Consider the following 1381-nt stretch of genomic DNA (forward strand, 5'->3'; position numbering starts at 1 on the left):
TGAATTCTAAGTCCTCTCCAAACAATATTTATAAAATCTTACCCAAGTTTACGAACATTAACGTATCCTTGGGTAAGTTCGTATATAGACATAACTACTCTTCAGAAGTACATAGCTACTTCCTAAACCTAAGATGTCTTCGAAGTTAAGGACCTTTTATTATACGGCTAATGTTACAAATGGAGTCTGCCTTCGTATCACAGCAAAAGACCTTGCTATGATTTTGGCTCTTACAGCATTGATTACAGATGCTTTATGTTTCCCCTCCGCTATTTTCCTTTTATAATATGCTTTCAACTGCGGATCCCAAGAGATGGCAGTAATAGCTGCCCGGGTAAGGTATACTTTTACTTCTTTGTTAGCCAATGAAGAAGTCTGCGTTTTTCCCCGTATGGAAATACCTGAAGTGTGTTCAAATGGGGCAACCCCACAATAGCAGGCAAATTTCCTTGGGTTGTCAAATCTTTGAAAATTGTCAGTAACACACAGTAATACAATGGCATTGATAATTCCTATTCCTTTTATACTTCTTAATAGCAAGTAGTTTGTGTAAAGCGATGTACTGGCGGCTATTAGTTGCTCCATATTCTCTTCCACCTCCAGGATCTTTTCTTTTATCGACTTGAGTTGCTCTTCCAAAAAAGAAATGGATTCTGTCACATTAGCCAACTTAGCCATCTGGGAGAATGTTTCCAATAACTTTATGCTTGATACTTTTTGCTTGACCAAATTGTCACGTATGATAATCCATCCTCGTAGTCTCACCAAATCTTTGTCAGGCAATTTGTATAACTCCAGTTTTCGATAGTGTAATACCGCATAGTTCGCTATTCTTTTGGCGTCAATGCGGTCATTTTTGCCTCGTTGCAAGCCTATGGACTTCTTGATGGTCAACGGGCAAACCAAAGCCAGGGAAAATCCCATGGAGATACTGGAAACAGATAACTCTGTGACATAACTTCCCATGTTTTCAGCGCAGAACAAGAGTTTGGATAAAGAGAGATGATAACCAGCTATCCAATCCAATAAAGATTGGATCCCTTCTGGAGTGTTATCAAAAGACTTGTGAGACAACTCTTTTTCGTCCGCAGACATTAATGATGCATCGAAAGTTTTTTTTCCTACATCAAGACCTACAAAATGAGAATAATTCATAACTTTGTATTTACAGTATTAAACATGAAGGAGAAACAGCTAATACATTTATTAGGTCGTGAGCCTACAATTCTAACTGGCTAGGTTCTCCTATTAAGAGAGTTGCAGTCTGATTCAGCCTATAGTCATTTAAGACTAGTGTCAAAGTTAGTTCACTGCAACTCTTCTTTTCAAATATACACTTATATTTTATTGTGATATTTAATACTGCAAATGTAAATGTGTC

At 37.4% G+C, this 1381-nt stretch carries 1 protein-coding gene; it reads right to left on the reverse strand.

What is annotated here, in order from left to right:
• Positions 1-159: 159 nt before the first annotated feature.
• Positions 160-1155: an IS110 family RNA-guided transposase gene (locus tag JCM16496_RS21060; RefSeq protein WP_025836430.1), complete on the reverse strand. Its 996-nt coding sequence runs from the start codon at positions 1153-1155 to the stop codon at positions 160-162.
• Positions 1156-1381 lie beyond the last annotated feature (226 nt).

This window comes from Bacteroides rodentium JCM 16496, from assembly GCF_000614125.1.
Taxonomy (GTDB): domain Bacteria; phylum Bacteroidota; class Bacteroidia; order Bacteroidales; family Bacteroidaceae; genus Bacteroides; species Bacteroides rodentium.

Coding starts and splice junctions, on each gene's coding strand:
- JCM16496_RS21060 (WP_025836430.1), bottom strand. CDS start 1,155: ATGAATTATTCTCATTTTGTAGGTCTTGATGTAGGAAAAAAAACTTTC.